This is a genomic window from Pseudomonas sp. UMAB-40, assembly GCF_900095275.1.
Lineage (GTDB): Bacteria > Pseudomonadota > Gammaproteobacteria > Pseudomonadales > Pseudomonadaceae > Aquipseudomonas > Aquipseudomonas mandelii_B.
This window is the reverse complement of record NZ_LT607579.1, coordinates 1-1,590: the sequence shown is the minus strand read 5'-3', so window position 1 is coordinate 1,590 and position 1,590 is coordinate 1. Positions and strand designations below refer to the sequence as shown.

Sequence of the window (1,590 nt, the reverse complement as noted above, 5' to 3'; positions counted from 1 at the left end):
TGAACTCTTGCTGCAGATCCATGAACAGGTTCAGCACCTGCGCCTGGATCGACACGTCCAGCGCCGAAGTCGGTTCGTCCGCGACCAGCACTTTAGGCTGCAGCATCATCGCGCGGGCCAGAGCGATCCGCTGGCGCTGACCGCCGGAGAACATGTGCGGATAACGCTGGTAGTGCTCGGGACGCAAGCCGACCTGCTTCATCATCGCCTGGACTTTCTCACGACGTTCGGCCGCCGACAGGTTGGTGTTGATCAGCAGCGGTTCGCCGAGCTGGTCACCGACCTTTTGTCGAGGGTTGAGCGAGGCGTACGGGCTCTGGAACACCATCTGCACGTCTTTGCGCAGTTGTTTGCGCTGGGCCTTATCGGCACCGGCGACTTCCTGTCCGGCGATTTTCAAGGAGCCCGAAGACGGCTCTTCAATCAAGGTCAACGCTCGGGCCAGGGTGGATTTGCCGCAGCCCGATTCACCAACCACGGCGAGGGTCTTGCCGGCATGCAGTTCAAACGACACGCCGTTGAGGGCGCGCACTGTCGCATGGCCCTTGAACAGGCCGCGGGACACTTCGTAGTGACGGGTCAGGTCGCGGGCGGTAAGTACGACGGCCATTACGCCACCTCCTGATTAAGCGGGTAGAAGCAGCGGGCGAGGCTGTGGCTTTTCGGGTCCAGGGCCGGGCGCGTAGCGCGGCAGCTCTCTTGCACATACGGGCAGCGCGGCGATAGCAGGCAGCCCTGTGGACGGTCGTAGCGACCGGGAACGATGCCCGGCAGGGTCGACAGGCGTGTGGCGCCGAGGCTGTGTTCCGGAATCGCCTTGAGCAGTGCTTCGCTGTACGGGTGCGCCGGAATGTCGAACAGCTGTGGCACCTGACCGACTTCAACCGCTTGGCCCGCGTACATCACGCACACGCGCTGGGCGGTTTCAGCCACGACCGCGAGGTCGTGAGTGATCAGCACCAGGCCCATGTTCTGCTCTTTCTGCAACGCCAGTAGCAGGTCCATGATCTGCGCCTGAATCGTGACGTCCAGTGCCGTGGTGGGTTCGTCAGCGATCAGCAGTTTCGGTTCGCCGGCAATCGCCATGGCGATTGCAACACGCTGGCTCATACCGCCGGACAGTTGGTGCGGGTAAGCGTCCATACGGCTCGCGGCACCCGGGATTTCCACTTTTTCCAGCAGCTCGATGGCACGCTTGCGCGCTTGTTTGCTGGACATTTTCAGGTGCAGGCGCAGCACTTCTTCGATCTGGAAACCGACGGTGTAGCTCGGGTTCAGCGCGGTCATCGGGTCCTGGAAGACCATGGCCAGGTCTTTGCCGACGATTTGTCGACGCTGACGGTTGCTGAGCTTTAGCATGTTCTTGCCGTCGAAATTCAGGGCGTCGGCAGTGACGATCCCCGGATGTTCGATCAGGCCCATCAGCGCCATCATGGTCACGGATTTACCCGAACCCGACTCGCCAACGATGGCCAGGACTTCGCCTTTTTCCACGGTAATGTCGAGCCCGTCGACCACCGGAACGGCGTTCTTGTCGCCGAAGCGAACGTTGAGATTCTTGATTTCTAACAGTGACATTTGAATCTCCTC

Annotated in this window: 2 protein-coding genes; both read right to left on the bottom strand. The window is 61.1% G+C overall.

Going from position 1 to position 1,590, the window contains the following annotated elements; genetic code table 11:
* Nucleotides 1–610 (bottom strand): ATP-binding cassette domain-containing protein (locus K0F88_RS32675; protein ID WP_257605399.1); only part of this gene is annotated, 610 nt, incomplete at its 3' end.
* On the bottom strand, nucleotides 610–1,578 hold the full coding sequence (locus K0F88_RS29595; protein ID WP_219097523.1) for an ABC transporter ATP-binding protein: 969 nt from the start codon (nucleotides 1,576–1,578) through the stop codon (nucleotides 610–612). The genes K0F88_RS29595 and K0F88_RS32675, both read right to left, overlap by 1 nt.
* Nucleotides 1,579–1,590: the final 12 nt, after the last annotated feature.